This window comes from Richelia sinica FACHB-800 (assembly GCF_014698825.1).
GTDB lineage: Bacteria > Cyanobacteriota > Cyanobacteriia > Cyanobacteriales > Nostocaceae > FACHB-800.
Window position 1 is genome coordinate 64,924 of record NZ_JACJTT010000014.1, and the last position, 14,806, is coordinate 79,729.

Sequence of the window (14,806 nt, forward strand, 5' to 3'; positions counted from 1 at the left end):
TTGCACAAATGGAATGGAGTCATCATGACTCAAGTATTTTGTATCATCATTAAATTAAAACGCTATGAGTGAGGTAGTAATAAATTTCCAGAGTTGATCAGGAAAAAGAATGAGAGAATTGAACAAAGCAGCATTTCTCCATTTATGAGTGCCATGTTTACGCCTGACAATAGCGAGAACATTGTTACAGAAACCTGCGTCAATTCAGACTTAATAGAAATTAATATCATTGCTGATTACTGTCAAAAAAGCACAGCAGGTAAGCTTTTACCAGATGCCTTTTACATTCATATATTAGCTCTGCATATTCTTGACCCTTTGCTGCAAAAATATGAGCGTCTTGCTCGTGATGTTGCGCCTCAAGGAGCAAAAGCAACTCTAGTCAAATTTAGTCTCAGTAAAGCCAGGATTTCTTACCTATTTTATCCTGATTTTGATATTGACCCCCACCCGGCCCTACACACTAGTATTCAAGTAGATTTAAATACTCTGGCAGTTAGTTATCGCGATTATAGAGACTCAGAAAACCCACCGATTCTTCATCGCAAAGAAACTTTTGTTACACCTGATTATCCTCTTTATGAACAATTTGCAGCCTTAACCCAAGCACAAGAAGCTTTAGGGTTACTGGATAATACTAGAGGTATTGGCACAAGGGATGGTTGGTTAAGAAGGTTAGAAACCCACGGAGTAGAAATTCATGGTCATAACTTGATTCAAAAGAAAAACCATGTTGCCAGTAATTTAACACCAAAAATCCAACGTCATAAAGCAGCAATTGTCCGTCATGATTTATCTAGACCTGTACGTTTAGCTTGGGAAGCTGGTTTATTTACCCAAGAAACCACCTTTTTTGATTATGGGTGTGGACATGGGGGAGATGTTCGACGTATTGGGGAAATGGAATTTACTAGTGCTGGTTGGGACCCTTATTATTCTCCCCATATTCCTTGTACATCTGCGGATATTGTGAATCTTGGCTTTGTGATTAATGTCATTGAAGACCAAAGCGAACGACGAGAGGCTTTAGTTAAAGCGTGGGAACTGACACAAAGGGTATTATTAGTTTCTGCTCAAGTTTTGATTGCAGATAGTAAAAAAGGTGTAGTTGCTTATGGTGATGGTGTCATTACCAACCGCAATACCTTTCAAAAGTATTATGAGCAGGAAGAACTGAAAATATATATTGACCAAGTGCTGAATGTAGATGCAATTCCTGTAGCCTTGGGAGTATATTTTGTGTTTCGGGATGAAGCACAAGCACAGTTATTTCGCGCTTCTCGCTTCCGGTCGCGGGCCACAACTCCGAAAGTGCGGACTAGTGTCAAGCGATTTGCAGAATATCAACAACTTTTACAACCTTTGATGGCGTTTGTCACAGAACGTGGTCGCTTACCTGGGTCGGGGGAATTGGAACAGGAAGAACCTATCTGCGCTGAATTTGGCAGTTTACGCCGAGCCTTTAATGTTATTTTACAGGCAACGAACCCAGAAGAGTGGGAAGCGATCGCTCAACAACGTCGTCAAGACTTGATGGTTTATTTAGCCTTGTGTCAATTTAGCCGTCGTCCCAAGTTTGCGACATTAGCACCAGAAGTGCAAGAAGATATTTTAGGTTTATTTGGTAGTTATAAACAAGCTTGGTTGCAAGCAGACGAGATGCTGCATAGTTTGGGCAATACAGAACTAATTATAGAACATTGTCAAAATAGTAAAATTGGCAAAGTTTTCAGTAGTTCTCTGTGGGTACATATCTCTGCACTCCAGTCCCTTGACCCCATTCTGCGGCTGTATGAAGGCTGTGCTAGTCGGACTATTGGCAGATTAGAAGCAGCAAATGTAATTAAGTTTCATACGAAAAAACCCAAGATTTCCTATTTATTTTATCCAGAATTTGATACAGAGGCTCATCCACTTTTGTTGAAAGCAATGGAAGTAGACTTGCGCGATTTACATGTGACTTATCGGGAATATGACACTGCGGATGATCCACCAATATTACATTGTAAAGATGCCTTAGTTACCCCTGATTATTATCAGTATGAAAAATTGGTGAGATTGACTCGTCAAGAAGAAGATTGGGGATTATTTGATGACTGGCGCAATATTGGCAATTTGTCTGGTTGGCAGAGATGTTTAAGAGAGCATTGTGCGGAAATTAAGCATCATAAATTAACTTGGATGAAGGATGCAGATCCTTATAAAGTGAAATTATTAAAATCAGCTATTAATAATCGACGTAAAAATCGGCACAAGGTAACAGAGGATTAATTATTTAATTTCCTTGGCTAATTTTAGCCAATTCTCAATTCCTTTTTTGGTTGGTTGTCGAGAATCGTTGAATGTCCAAATATCTCGTTTATGTTGTTGCCCATAACTAATATGGATGGGTCTATGGGGATGGTAGAAATATAGGGAGTCAAAGGGTAATTTGGCTCGTAATATCCAATCTACTAATTGATTGCTGGGTAAGTCGATAATCAGAAAATCACAGGCAGCTCCTAATCTTTCACAGTAGTATTTACCATTTTTATTTATTTCATGGCTCATATGTTGGTCTAGGTTAGGCGCTACTCTGCCATTTTTTTCACCGGTAATTGGGTCTTTTTGTTCGAGGTATTTTTTTAAATCTGGTGAGCAAAAACCATAGGTAAGTTGAAATTTTTCAATGCCAAAATAATCAATTATTGGGTCAATAATAAATTGATTCAGTTGTTGTAATGCGGGAATGGTCTCTTGGTGATTTTGAGGATAGGGATTAATATTTGGAGAATATTTTTGATATGTTTGTGTACAGGTACAGAATTGTTTTAAGTTGAGATATTTGCCTAGTTGTATATTTTCATAGTGCATGAGATTTATTTTTATTATAAATAATATTAAACTCGTAGAAACGTTCCGTCGGAACGTCTCTACATTGATTTTTTCCAGATATCTATTAGATTAATTCACAGCTTGAGACTGAGAACCAGGAATCGTAACATCTATGGAGGTAACTTGTTTTGTGAGTTGGGTTAAGGGAGGTTGAATTGTTGTTTGATTTCCCACTACTAAAGTCACAAGATTTTCTGGTTTGAGATATTTACGCGCTACTCTTTGTAAGTCGATGACGGTGGTTTGAGCGACAGCTTTTTGATAGCGAAATAGGAAATCTGGGGGATAGCCGTAGTATTCATAGCGCATGAGTCTAGATAAGGTTTGACTGGGGTCTTGGAAATTAAAAACGAAGGAATTCAGGGTAGACTCTTGAGCGAATTTGAGTTCTTTGTCGGTGACTCTTTCAGTTTGTAAACGTTTAATTTCTGCTTGGACTGCCTTCACAAATTGGACTGTAGCATCAGAACGGGTTTGTCCACCGGCGATAAACATGCCCGGATAATCGAAACGGGGACTCCATAATCCATATACAGAATAAGCTAAACCTTGGCGCGATCGCACTTCGTTAAACAAGCGGCCACCAAAACCATTTAACACCCCATTCAATACATCCAGTGCGGCATAGTCGGGACTGTTAAATTGTCCACCTAAATGACCAAGTAACACACTACTTTGGGTGAGTTGGGGTTGGTTGACAAAAAACACACCACCTAAATTAGCCTGTGATACCTGCGGTAATTCAGTTTTAACTGTTGTGGGGCGTGGTTGCCAATCACCAAACTTAGCTTGAATGAGCGATCGCATTTTCTGCGGGTCAAAATCGCCCACAATCCCTAAAATAAGATTATTGGGGTAATAATATTGCTGATAAAACTTCAGCAAATCCTGACGAGAAATCTTATCTAGAGTTGCATACTCTACCGTGCGAGCATAGGGACTTTCCTGACCATAGACTAACTTTCTAAACTCTCGGCTAGCAATACCATTGGGGTCATCGTTACGACGAGCAATACCACCCTTAGCTTGGGTTTTAGCTAAATCTAACTTTTCCTGAGCAAACACAGGTTCTCGCAGCACTTCCGCAAACAACCCAAACACTGTATCTACATCTTCACTCAATGAATCAAAACTAGCAGTACCAGCACCTTCACTAATACCCGTTTCCACTGCGGCTGCTTGTTGTTCCAATATCTCATTTAACTGGTCAGCAGAATGTTTTTTCGTTCCTCCACTCCGCATCACCGTTCCCGTTAAACCAGCTAAACCCACCTTATCAGCAGGTTCCCAGCGACTACCAGTTTTAATCAAAGCTGTACCACTGACTAAAGGTAGCTCATGGTCTTCCATCAAATAAACCACCAAGCCATTTTCCAAAACATATCTTTCATACTTGGGTAGCTTAATTTCTGGTAAAGCTGAGAACTGTAACTCATCATAATGCTTCGTCGTTGGTGCTGCCCAAGAAAAGTTAAATGTCACCAGTAAACACGAAACAGCCAAAAACAAAGCTAAAAAAAACCGACGACTCTTCTTAAAAAGTTTCAATTTTTTACCTCTCAAAATGATGTGAAGAAGGAGTTCAGAAGTTACAGAAGTATGGCTGATGCCTCCGGCACGCTACGCAAACAGAAGTTACAGAATTATGGCTGCGTTAACAGGAGTCTCTTACTCTTATCTGTCACCTGTCACCTGTCACCTGTCACCTGTCACCTGTCACCTATTACCTATTACCTATTACCTATTACCTATTACCTATGCTTTTTTCGACAACAATTTACCAATAGTGCGATTTTCTGGGATAAAAGTTGCCTTGGCTACTCTTTGAATATCTGCGGGTGTTACCGCGGCAATTTGGTCTAATTGCTTGAATAAATTCCGCCAAGAACCAGTTTTGACCTCGTATTCTAGTAATTGTTGCGCCATACCCATGTTTGAGTCTAAATTACGCAATAAACCTGCTCTCGCTTGGGTTTTGACCCGCTGCAATTCTTCTGCTGATACCAGTTCAGTTTTCAGTTTGTCAATTTCTTTCCGCAGTGCTTTAGCTACATCATCAACTGTGTTACCGGGGGCAGTCAGGGCATAAAATAACATTAAATTTGGGGCTTTATCACCAGGAAAGCCGCTAAAACCTTGAGCATTGAGGGCTATACGCTGTTTTTCCACCAAAGATTTGTAAAGGCGTGATGTCCTGCCATTACTCAACAAACTACCCATAATTTCATACACCACATCATCGGGATGATTTACGGACGGACGATGATAGCCTTCTAAATACAAGGGTTGAGAAGGAAATTCTAAAGAGACTTCTCTGGTTTCTGTTTGGGGAGGTTCTATTGGTAGTTGTTGTTTAGGTTTGGGTCTAGCTGGATAACGTCCAAAGTATGCCTGTGCGAGTCTTTTTACTTCGTTGGGATAGACATCTCCCACAATAGCAATGGTGAGGTTGCTGGGTACATAATATGTGGCGAAAAATTGTTCAACGTCATCTGGTGTTAAGTTGCGGATGTCTTCGTCATAACCAATGACTGGCCTTCTGTAGGGATGAACTTTGAAAGCTGTATCAATAAATTTTTCAATCATGGCACCGATGGGGGAATTTTCTACCCGCATCCGTCGTTCTTCTAAAATGACATCTTTTTCTTTGTAGAACTCTCGAAATACAGGTTCTAAAAATCTCTCTGACTCTAGAGACATCCACAATTCCAACTTATTAGCAGGAAAACTGTAAAAATAACGGGTTGCTTCACTAGAAGTAGTGGCATTTAACCCTACTCCTCCAGCTTGCTCAACTATCCGTCCCATTTCGTTTTGTTTAACTAATTTTAAGGCTTGGGATTCTACTGTTTTAAACTCGGCTTGTAGTTGGGTTAATTCCTCTTTTTGTGCCTTGGTTGTAGCAATTCTAATTTTTTTGTCTAATTCTTCCAACCGTTCCAGTAATGGTTGTTCTGCTTGGTAGTCTGTAGTACCAATACGTTTTGTGCCTTTAAAGGCTAAATGTTCTAAAAAGTGGGCTAAACCTGTTTTTCCATCTGGTTCGTCAATGCCACCAACATCAGCATAGGTAACAAAAGAAACTACAGGGGCTTGATGGCGTTCTAAAACAATAAATTTCAGACCATTATCGAGACGAAATTCTGTTAATTGTTTAATGACTCGATCTAAATAAGGTTGAATCGAAGCAGCGGGAGGTTGTAATGCTAGAGCAACTTCTGGCATCCAGAACCAACAGGTCATGAACAAAGCCAAAGTGAAGAATAGAAGACGACGCAAGAGAAAATTGTTAACCATGCCTAAGAACCAAGGAAAAATCGTTTTATTCATCAGCAAAAAGTAAATTAAATTTACATGTCTTGAGAAATAGGTTAAATCAAAAATACAGCGTTAATCTTGTATTAAGCTTTCTGTGCTTTTTGTACTTGACGTTAGACAATAATGCTACAAGTCGTCTCCTGGAGATATCATTAACTAATATGCGAGTTTTTAATTCTTCTCCACCCTCTGAGGCACAGACGCGCACCCGCATTTTACAGGCAGCACAACGATTGTTTGCTTCCCAAGGATTTGATGGCACTACTACTCGTGATTTAGCACAAGCAGCAGGTGTAGCTGAGGGTACTTTGTTTCGCCATTTTCCCAATAAAAAGGCAATTTTGGTAGAAGTAGCAACTAGTGGCTGGGTTGATATTCTCACAGATTTGCTGACGGAATTAAGTGAAATGGGAAGTTATGAGGCTGTAGCCCAAGTCATGCGGAGGCGGATGTGGAATTTTCGGAAAAATGCTGATCTCATGCGTGTTTGTTTTATGGAAGTGCAGTTTCATCCAGATTTGCGCGATCGCATACAATTAGAGGTGATCGCCAAAATGACCGATGTTGCTGAAGCTTTCTTTCAAACAGCGATGGATCGGGGCATTTACCGCCAAATGGATGCTAACTTAGTAGCTAAGGTGTTCTTGGGTATGTTTGCCATTGCTGGTTTTTCTGATAGTACCCTCATGGAACCTAACGCATCTCCCCAAGAAATGCAACACATGGCCGAAGGTCTTGCTGATATCTTTCTCAATGGTGTCTTAGCAAAAGAATCTTCATCCTGAATTACTTTAAAACTCTAACTGCAAAAACTCAATTAAACAAGGCTTACGGTAATTTTACACAGTTCATTGATTTTTGCCATCTTGTAATTTTCTATGGCAGACATCGAAAATAGGGGTTAAGCAATGTGCTTAACCCCTAAATTAAGTAATCAACCTCATTCAATATAAAATAGACCCCTGGTGAAAATGAATGTAGAGATGTTCCGGCCGAACGTCTCTCCAAGGGTTTCAAACCACGCACATTTAATTACCACCAGATGTCTAATGGATGTAGAGACGCTGTATTCAACGTCTCTACAAACTTTGTTGAATCTTCAGCAGTAAATCTTACAGCAGATTTCATTGCTATGATGTACAAATCATAATAATAAAACTCTTAATTCAACGATTGCATTAATATCATATTGGTAGTGGCAGGTGACTTGATAGCCTTTTCCACAAAACAACCAGTCCTGATCAGTTCGGGAACCCCCACTATCAAAGTCCGTCAAATCTATATAATGAATGTTAGTAGTGTTATATATATTGTGAGTAAATTCTGATGACTTCTGAAGATACTAATCTCAAACAAGGTAAGGGCGCTAAATTTATCTACCGATTTCTTGGGGGTGCTGCACTTGGTGCTTTCGTTGTTTCCATTCCTATCTCCTATGGGTCTTCCATAGATTTAAACTTAGTTCAATTAGGTATTGCATCATTATTGATTATATCATGTGGTTTACTATCAAGCTTGTGGGGTGAAAAATTTATTGAGGCAGTCACAAGAATGTTAAATTCTTTTGGTTTTTAAAGTGTATTTCTATCAAACTAATTATAGTTTTTATGTCCTCAGCTTAATGGACATGGCTATCTATAATCAGCCGAAAATTATTCAGTTTTTTTGATTTTTGATTTTCTATCATACCTGTATTCAGAACAGTCCTAACTTGTATTTTCTAATCTGACTGATGTTCATCACCTTGGATTTCTGCTAATTTATTTTGTGCGTATTCTTGCAAAGGTTGATAATTAATCTTCGCTGCTAATTCCTCAGATGTAATTAAAGAATTAATTGCTGCGGCTTTATCTGCCAATTGCAACTGCACATTAGCAATAAATAGTAAATTGCGGCTTTGGCTATAAATATCACCAATTTGCTGATAAATATTGTGCGCTTGTTGGAGAAATACTAAACTCTGTTTTGGGTCATCTTCTAATTTACCAAATTCTTGCAAAACGTTAGCTTCCCCCAAGCGAGAACCTGTATCTCGGTAAAATGACAATGCTTGTTCATAGCGGGATAATGCTTCATCTCTTCGGTCGAGAAATTGCAACACATCCCCAATGGCTTGTAAAGTGTTAGCTTCCCCCAAGCGATCGCCAATTTCTCGGTAAAATGACAATGCTTGTTCATAGCGGGATAATGCTTCATCTCTTCGGTCGAGAAATTGCAACACATCCCCAATGGCTTTTAATGTGTTAGCTTCCCCCAAGCGAGACCCTGTATCTCGGTAAAATGACAATGCTTGTTCATAGCGGGATAATGCTTCATTACTACGTTTGAGAAATTGCAACACATCCCCAATGGCTTTTAATGTGTTAGCTTCCCCCAAGCGATCGCCAATTTCTCGGTAAAATGACAATGCTTGTTCATAGCGGGATAATGCTTCATCTCTTCGGTCGAGAAATTGCAACACATCCCCAATGGCTTTTAATGTGTTAGCTTCCCCCAAGCGAGACCCTGTATCTCGGTAAAATGACAATGCTTGTTCATAGCGGGATAATGCTTCATTACTACGTTTGAGAAATTGCAACACATCCCCAATGGCTTTTAATGTGTTAGCTTCCCCCAAGCGAGCGCCAATTTCTCGGTAAAATGACAATGCTTGTTCATAGCGGGATAATGCTTCATCTCTTCGGTCGAGAAATTGCAACACATCCCCAATGGCTTTTAATGTGTTAGCTTCCCCCAAGCGAGCGCCAATTTCTCGGTAAAATGACAATGCTTGTTCATAGTGGGATAATGCTTCATCTCTTCGGTCGAGAAATTGCAACACATCCCCATAAACTTTAAGGGCATCACTGAAAAATCTTTTCTCATTCTCCTTCGGAGATTGCCATTCTGTAATTAATCTTTCATATAAAGTCAGCCGAACAGCATTGTAATAGCGTTTTCTTAGAAATTCATCACAATCATCATGATTATTTTCTGCATAAAAAACACTAGAAAACGCCTCAGCATATTGTCCCAACTCACAGTAATGATGGAAAATTTCTAAATACTCCGTCACTGCTTGCAAATTATCATCAGGTTCCAGTTGCAGTTTGCGGCGTTGTGTATAGTAAGCTATAGCTAATTCATGGGCTTGAGTTCTGTCTTCTGGTCTTTGTTGTAAATAACTTTGAATTAACGGTTGAAACTGAAATTTCCACACCCCTTCTTGTTTCTTTTCTTGCAATAGAGAACGTTTGGCTAATTGTCGTAACTCTGCTGTGGTAATTTGCTCATTTATTAATGCTGCTGCTGCGCTTTCATCAAAAGCCAAACGATAAACACTCACATTCAACAAAAGAGTTTGTAATTTCGGACTTAAACGTTTAATACTAGCATCAAGAATTTTACCAATACTGGCTTCTGGATCATCTCGATGTAAGCCTAAAATTGCAAATAAATTTTGCTTTAACTCCTTTAATTCTTCTTGTTCATCTAACAATAAACCAGCTACCAGCTTGATTAATAAAGGATGTCCGTTAACACGTTGAACAAAATTCTGTAAATCTAAATCACTACCTTCAACTTGTAAATTTCGCAGTAAGGCTACACCTGCATCAGTGGCAAGTCCTGGCAAGTCAAGCCATTTACTGTAACTAAGAGTATTGTTTGGTAATGTTGGTTTTTCTCGACTAGTAACTAAAATCACACTGGGACTATTTGACCCAAACCATCGTAATAAAAACTCTCCATAAGCCGCATCTTGCCATTGACCATTATCTGTTAGCAGAGTCTCTAAATTATCCCACACCAGCAAATATCGCCCCTTTTGCAAACAATTACATAAGGCAATTAATAATTCCTCGTCCCTTTCTGGTGCAGGTTGTTTTAACTGTTCTAATACCCACCGTCCCCAAATCCCAAAAGGATATGCTTGACTAAAACTTGTCCAAATTTTGTGATCAAAGTTTTGTAAATTATCAAATATTTTTCCCACCAGTGTTGATTTACCAAAACCACCAGCAGCAGTTACCCCAATTAATTTAATATTTGGTAGATTCAACCAATTTTGAATTTTAGCAACTTCATTTTCCCGTCCATGCCAATAAATAGTATCAGGACGGCGTTGATCAATAATGTAATTGGTGGGATTTAACTTTGACCGTTCCCCTACGGACGAATCCGGTCAAGTTGCTTCATGAATCGTGATACTGTCAGCAATATAGCTTTTTCCACCTTCAACAGCTACGTTATATTGTTTTTGAGTACCTGTATTATTTTGACCATCAATATTCATCACCATCTGGCTATTATCTTGAATTTTGCCAGCATGAATTTCTTGGGCTAATTTTTGCACTTCTTCGGCAAATGCAGCATCTTCCCTCATTTCATCTTCTAAATACACTGCTAATCGGTCTAAATCAGCCTTAGAACCTTGCTCAATTGCCGTCAGTGCTGTAACTGCTCTATTATTACCTCTGAGCTTATCCCAAATCTTTTTACGCAGTTCATCCATTTTTGCCAGTGCGGCCTCGGTGAATTTTTCACCCAACTTACCAACACTAGACTCAAAGAACTTACTGAAAGCAAAACCAGCAATTGTTGCAGCCGTTAGGGTTACAGGATCAGCCATAACTGTGAATATTTGAGGTTTCAGTATAAAATATACAGCTTTTTCTAGCTTTTATTCACATTCACAGTTCCTACTTCCGTAAATTTAGCGTTTAAAAATATTTATAACTTATAAACTTAAAATACTTCTCGCTTGTTGACTCCACTGCTGGACTAACTCAATCGCTGGACACAAATCACGTCTTTGCATAGTTGCTACCTGCAATCGCATAATTTGTTTGTGTAATCTATGGGTGGGAATTTGTGCTAACTGGGCTAAAGAACCAACACCAGCATGAAGTAATAAGCCGCAATATTTTGTCCCTACAGTAGGAACCCTAGCCAAGTCTGCCAAAGCTACCCATTTATTCACATATTGGAGATGAACTTGTAATTTACTAGCTAAAGCAATTCGCGTTTCTAAAGTTTTCCCCTGTCTAAATAACAAACCTGTGGTAGTAATGCCACAATCTTGTAATTGAAATTTTTCTGCTTCTGTTAAACCTGGTAATTCAGCAATGGGCCAATCAGAAGAGGGGAGAGATTTTTTAATATGGGGTGATTTTTGATGAGACATACTTGATTATCAATGATATTTTATCCATAATCTTGTCCCAGGTTCCTGAAATTTGCACCAATAAAGGAAACAGGAAAAGGGTATGACACAAAAATGGCTATCAATTATTGGTATAGGGGAAGATGGCATCGAGGGATTAAGTGCGATCGCTCTTTCTCTGTTGCACCAAGCTACAATTATTGTCGGTGGAGAGCGTCATTTGTCCATGTTATCCCCTGACGACCAACGCCAAAAAATTCTCTGGCAATCTCCTTTTCAGTCTTCCATAGACCAAATTATTGAACAACGGGGTCAATCTATTTGTATTTTAGCCAGTGGCGACCCGATGTGCTATGGCGTGGGTGTAACTCTCACCCAGCGTATCCCTATTTCCGAAATTACCATTATTCCCGCACCCTCAGCCTTTAGTCTCGCTTGTTCTCGGTTGGGATGGTCGTTAACAGAGGTAGAAACCCTCAGTTTATGCGGTCGTCCTGCTGACTTGCTGCAATCTTATATTTATCCTGGGGCAAAATTATTGATTTTAAGTGCAGGAAAAGACACACCACAAATTGTGGCAGATATATTGACAAAACGCGGATTCGATGATAGTAAAATTACCGTTTTAGAAAGAATGGGCGGTATTCATGAACGTATTTTAAAAGGTGTGGCCGCCTCTTGGCAGGAAACAAATATTGCTAGTTTAAATACTATTGCCGTGGAATGTATAGCTGATAGTGGTGTGTTGCCTTTATCGAGATTTCCGGGTTTACCAGATGATGCTTTTCACCATGATGGACAACTAACAAAACGGGAAGTTAGGGCAATTACCCTTTCTACCTTAGCACCCTTACCAGGACAATTATTGTGGGATGTAGGGGCAGGTTGTGGTTCCATTTCCATCGAATGGATGCGAAGTCACAGCCGATGTAGGGCGATCGCTCTGGAACAAAACCCCACTAGACTAAAATATATAGCTGATAATGCCGCCGCTTTGGGTACACCCCATTTACAAATCATCCCCGGAAAAGTCCCCGAATCAATGGCAAATTTGCCCACACCCGACGCTATTTTTATTGGTGGTGGTGTAACAGCACCAGGATTATTTGATATTTGTTGGAATGCCCTGGGGCCAGGGGGAAAGTTAGTAGCAAATGTAGTCACTTTAGAAGGGGAACAAACATTATTTAATTGGTATGAACAGGTGGGGGGAAACTTTACCCGCATTGCCATTCAAAGGGCTGAACCTATTGGTAAGTTTTTAGGGTGGAAAGGTATGGCTATGGTGACGCAATGGGTGGGGGTGAAGAATTAGGGAATAGGGGACAGGGAACAGGTGACAGGGAACAGGGGACAGGTGACAGGTGACAGGTAACAGGTGACAGGGGACAGGAAAAGAGATTGTTAAGGTTCTGAAGTTTGAGGAATGAAAAGCGATCGCCCTCATGATTGAGGCGGTTTTGCTGTAGAATCACAGTAAGCTGGAGCGATCGCTTGCTGATCACCATTTGTAATTTTGTCGTGATTGTGGTCTTCTGCCCTGACGTTGCTGCATTAATTTGCCTAATTGACTGCGCTGTTGAGTCGTTAAAATTTGTCGTTCTGCTAACATAGTCTCAAAGCGTTTGTCATCAAGACGTTGACGTAAACTCTGGATTTTTTTGTGTTGTTGCCGCAACTGATCAGCTGACGCATCACTCGCAAAAAGCGATCGCATTTTTTCATCAGCTTGCCTCAATTCTGTTCTTAGTGATTCGCTATCTTTTTTCGCTTGCTCGTGTAATTGCTTGATTTTTGCTTTTTGCTCGCTAGATAGACCAATTTCCTTAGCCCAAGGTGGTTCACCATTGCCACGTTTTTCATTTCTCCCACCTTCAGGAGGGGAAGGAGGAAAATCTCCAGGTTCTCTATCAGCAGGTGCTTGATTTGGTGATACTTGGGCGATAATTGGTGCTGAGTGGGTTTGTGTCACCGCAAGAGCACTACTAATGGGGATTAATAAAGAAGCTGCACCTATTAACAACAAGTTACGTGAAATCATGGTTTTTGTCTCCTGAGTTGCTTGATGTTTTCATTTCATCAGCCCAAAATTACAGGGACAAGTGCAGTTAAATTACGATTTTGTAATTTTGCAGCAAATCACAACCCACTAGAATATAAAAACCTCAATTATTTAAGTTCCCATTTTTAATTTTTAATTTTTAATTGGTATGAATATTTTGTACATAGAAGACGAAGCGAAAATAGCCAGCTTTGTCTGTGCAGGATTAAAAGAACAGGGTTTCGTTATCGATTATGTAGATAATGGAAATGAAGGATATCATCGAGCAATGGAAAACGAGTATGATGTTGCCGTAATTGATATCATGCTCCCAGGTAAAGACGGTCTAGCTATTCTCAAAAGCTTACGCCGTTCTGGCAAGAATTTACCAGTCATCTTATTAACTGCCCGCAACGAACTAGATGACCGTCTCGAAGGGTTAAACTTAGGGGCAGATGACTATTTAACCAAACCCTTTTTTGTAGAAGAACTGATAGCCCGTATTCATGCGGTGATTCGTCGTATTTCCGGAGAACGGCAGAATATTTTGCGTGTAGGTGCTTTGTCATTAGACCGCATAACCCGCGAAGTTACCTGCCATCAACAATTAGTAGAACTCACCACCCGTGAATTTAATTTATTAGAGTATTTAATGCGTTCTCCCGGCAGAGTTTTTACTCGTACTCAAATTCTTGAGCATGTTTGGGGTTATGACTTTAACCCTAATACTAACTTAGTTGATGTTTGCGTGCAGAGATTACGCAAAAAAATTGAGCGTGTTGCTGGAGAAAGCTTAATTGATAGTATCCGTGGTGTTGGTTATACCTTTCGCAAACCAGAGTGAGAGTCAATAGACATCTGATGGTAAAGGTAGTTAGGACATTAACTAACACTCAAAAGAAGTCCAGAAGTTCAGAAGTTCAGAAGTTCAGAAGTTCAGAAGTCCAGAAGTCCAGAAGTATGCCTACGGCACGCTGCGCGAACAGGAGTTGAAAAATGCAACAATTCAGCAGCAATTGCATTAATTATTCTGTAACTCCTGCAACTTCTGTAACTTCTGTCTTCTTCTTCTGCGCCACCCTGGGCGAACAGGAGTTGAAAAATGCAACAATTCAGCAGCAATAGCATTAATTATTCTGTAACTCCTGTACGGGCGGGTTTACCAAAATTCTCGTTCATAGTTGATGATATCTGTAAACCCGCCCCTACTGACTTCTGTAACTTCTGTCTTCTTCTGTCACCTTACTGTCCTTGCTTTTTCCCCCTATCCGTGAGATGCTATATTTGTATACAACAGTAAATCGCTCGTTTTACTGTAGTAGCAGCAAAATTGCCAAAAGAGCAAAAATTACATTCCCATAATTACTTGTATCTATAAATTTGATATGTTTCCTCCCAAAAATAACGTATTCGTAATATATTAAATCTAA

The 14,806-nt window shown here is 39.7% G+C and carries 13 protein-coding genes; 6 read left to right on the forward strand and 7 right to left on the reverse strand.

Annotation, left to right across the window (positions count from 1 at the left end):
* The first annotated feature begins 153 nt into the window (after window positions 1–153).
* Window positions 154–2,271, forward strand: a complete 2,118-nt coding sequence (locus tag H6G73_RS12210) for a DNA phosphorothioation-associated putative methyltransferase (protein WP_190604720.1) — start codon at window positions 154–156, stop codon at window positions 2,269–2,271.
* On the opposite strand, the gene H6G73_RS12215 is transcribed toward H6G73_RS12210, so the two are convergent.
* The 3 genes from H6G73_RS12215 to H6G73_RS12225 form a co-directional block, all read right to left on the reverse strand.
* Entirely contained in the window at window positions 2,272–2,853 is a 582-nt protein-coding gene (locus tag H6G73_RS12215) for a hypothetical protein (protein ID WP_190604722.1), read from the reverse strand.
* Window positions 2,854–2,943: 90 nt separating this feature from the next.
* On the reverse strand, window positions 2,944–4,422 hold the full coding sequence (locus H6G73_RS12220; RefSeq protein ID WP_242034180.1) for a M16 family metallopeptidase: 1,479 nt from the start codon (window positions 4,420–4,422) through the stop codon (window positions 2,944–2,946).
* A gap of 207 nt (window positions 4,423–4,629) precedes the next feature.
* Window positions 4,630–6,204 (reverse strand): M16 family metallopeptidase, encoded by a 1,575-nt coding sequence (locus tag H6G73_RS12225; RefSeq protein WP_190604726.1) that lies wholly within the window; start codon window positions 6,202–6,204, stop codon window positions 4,630–4,632.
* A gap of 149 nt (window positions 6,205–6,353) precedes the next feature.
* Between H6G73_RS12225 and H6G73_RS12230 the strand changes: the two genes are divergently transcribed.
* Together H6G73_RS12230 and H6G73_RS12235 are read left to right on the forward strand one after the other, a co-directional pair.
* A complete protein-coding gene (locus tag H6G73_RS12230) occupies window positions 6,354–6,977 on the forward strand; it encodes a TetR/AcrR family transcriptional regulator (protein WP_190604728.1) in 624 nt (207 codons plus the stop codon).
* A 541-nt stretch (window positions 6,978–7,518) separates the two neighbouring features.
* On the forward strand, window positions 7,519–7,767 hold the full coding sequence (locus tag H6G73_RS12235; RefSeq protein WP_190604730.1) for a hypothetical protein: 249 nt from the start codon (window positions 7,519–7,521) through the stop codon (window positions 7,765–7,767).
* Between the two features lie 145 nt (window positions 7,768–7,912).
* On the opposite strand, the gene H6G73_RS24990 is transcribed toward H6G73_RS12235, so the two are convergent.
* From H6G73_RS24990 to H6G73_RS12250, 3 genes are all read right to left on the reverse strand, one after another.
* Window positions 7,913–10,306 carry a tetratricopeptide repeat protein gene (locus tag H6G73_RS24990; protein ID WP_313947849.1) on the reverse strand — a complete coding sequence of 798 codons (2,394 nt, stop codon included), beginning with the start codon at window positions 10,304–10,306 and terminating at the stop codon, window positions 7,913–7,915.
* 48 nt (window positions 10,307–10,354) lie between these two features.
* Window positions 10,355–10,801 carry a hypothetical protein gene (locus H6G73_RS12245; RefSeq protein WP_190604732.1) on the reverse strand — a complete coding sequence of 149 codons (447 nt, stop codon included), beginning with the start codon at window positions 10,799–10,801 and terminating at the stop codon, window positions 10,355–10,357.
* Window positions 10,802–10,909: 108 nt separating this feature from the next.
* Window positions 10,910–11,356 (reverse strand): DUF4332 domain-containing protein, encoded by a 447-nt coding sequence (locus H6G73_RS12250; RefSeq protein WP_190604734.1) that lies wholly within the window; start codon window positions 11,354–11,356, stop codon window positions 10,910–10,912.
* An 82-nt stretch (window positions 11,357–11,438) separates the two neighbouring features.
* Here H6G73_RS12250 and cbiE point away from each other — a divergent pair, with 82 nt between their 5' ends.
* The gene (gene cbiE, locus H6G73_RS12255) at window positions 11,439–12,650 is read left to right on the forward strand and encodes a precorrin-6y C5,15-methyltransferase (decarboxylating) subunit CbiE (RefSeq protein ID WP_190604736.1); all 1,212 of its coding nucleotides are present in this window, start codon (window positions 11,439–11,441) and stop codon (window positions 12,648–12,650) included.
* A 186-nt stretch (window positions 12,651–12,836) separates the two neighbouring features.
* Here the strand turns inward: cbiE and H6G73_RS12260 are convergent, their stop codons facing one another.
* The gene (locus tag H6G73_RS12260) at window positions 12,837–13,376 is read right to left on the reverse strand and encodes a Spy/CpxP family protein refolding chaperone (protein ID WP_190604739.1); all 540 of its coding nucleotides are present in this window, start codon (window positions 13,374–13,376) and stop codon (window positions 12,837–12,839) included.
* Between the two features lie 169 nt (window positions 13,377–13,545).
* Between H6G73_RS12260 and H6G73_RS12265 the strand changes: the two genes are divergently transcribed.
* Both H6G73_RS12265 and H6G73_RS24820 read left to right on the forward strand, forming a co-directional pair.
* Window positions 13,546–14,220, forward strand: coding sequence for a response regulator transcription factor (locus tag H6G73_RS12265; RefSeq protein ID WP_190604741.1), 675 nt, complete (start codon window positions 13,546–13,548; stop codon window positions 14,218–14,220).
* Window positions 14,221–14,372: 152 nt separating this feature from the next.
* Window positions 14,373–14,501: a hypothetical protein gene (locus H6G73_RS24820; protein WP_256443820.1), complete on the forward strand. Its 129-nt coding sequence runs from the start codon at window positions 14,373–14,375 to the stop codon at window positions 14,499–14,501.
* Window positions 14,502–14,806 lie beyond the last annotated feature (305 nt).

Excerpts from the sequence above, each read along its gene's own strand:
- H6G73_RS12215 (WP_190604722.1), bottom strand. The coding sequence starts at position 2,853 with ATGCACTATGAAAATATACAACTAGGCAAATATCTCAACTTAAAACAA.
- H6G73_RS12260 (WP_190604739.1), bottom strand. The coding sequence starts at position 13,376 with ATGATTTCACGTAACTTGTTGTTAATAGGTGCAGCTTCTTTATTAATC.
- H6G73_RS12230 (WP_190604728.1), top strand. The coding sequence starts at position 6,354 with ATGCGAGTTTTTAATTCTTCTCCACCCTCTGAGGCACAGACGCGCACC.
- H6G73_RS24820 (WP_256443820.1), top strand. The coding sequence starts at position 14,373 with ATGCAACAATTCAGCAGCAATTGCATTAATTATTCTGTAACTCCTGCA.
- H6G73_RS12235 (WP_190604730.1), top strand. The coding sequence starts at position 7,519 with ATGACTTCTGAAGATACTAATCTCAAACAAGGTAAGGGCGCTAAATTT.
- cbiE (WP_190604736.1), top strand. The coding sequence starts at position 11,439 with ATGACACAAAAATGGCTATCAATTATTGGTATAGGGGAAGATGGCATC.
- H6G73_RS12225 (WP_190604726.1), bottom strand. The coding sequence starts at position 6,204 with ATGAATAAAACGATTTTTCCTTGGTTCTTAGGCATGGTTAACAATTTT.
- H6G73_RS12210 (WP_190604720.1), top strand. The coding sequence starts at position 154 with ATGTTTACGCCTGACAATAGCGAGAACATTGTTACAGAAACCTGCGTC.
- H6G73_RS12250 (WP_190604734.1), bottom strand. The coding sequence starts at position 11,356 with ATGTCTCATCAAAAATCACCCCATATTAAAAAATCTCTCCCCTCTTCT.
- H6G73_RS12265 (WP_190604741.1), top strand. The coding sequence starts at position 13,546 with ATGAATATTTTGTACATAGAAGACGAAGCGAAAATAGCCAGCTTTGTC.
- H6G73_RS12245 (WP_190604732.1), bottom strand. The coding sequence starts at position 10,801 with ATGGCTGATCCTGTAACCCTAACGGCTGCAACAATTGCTGGTTTTGCT.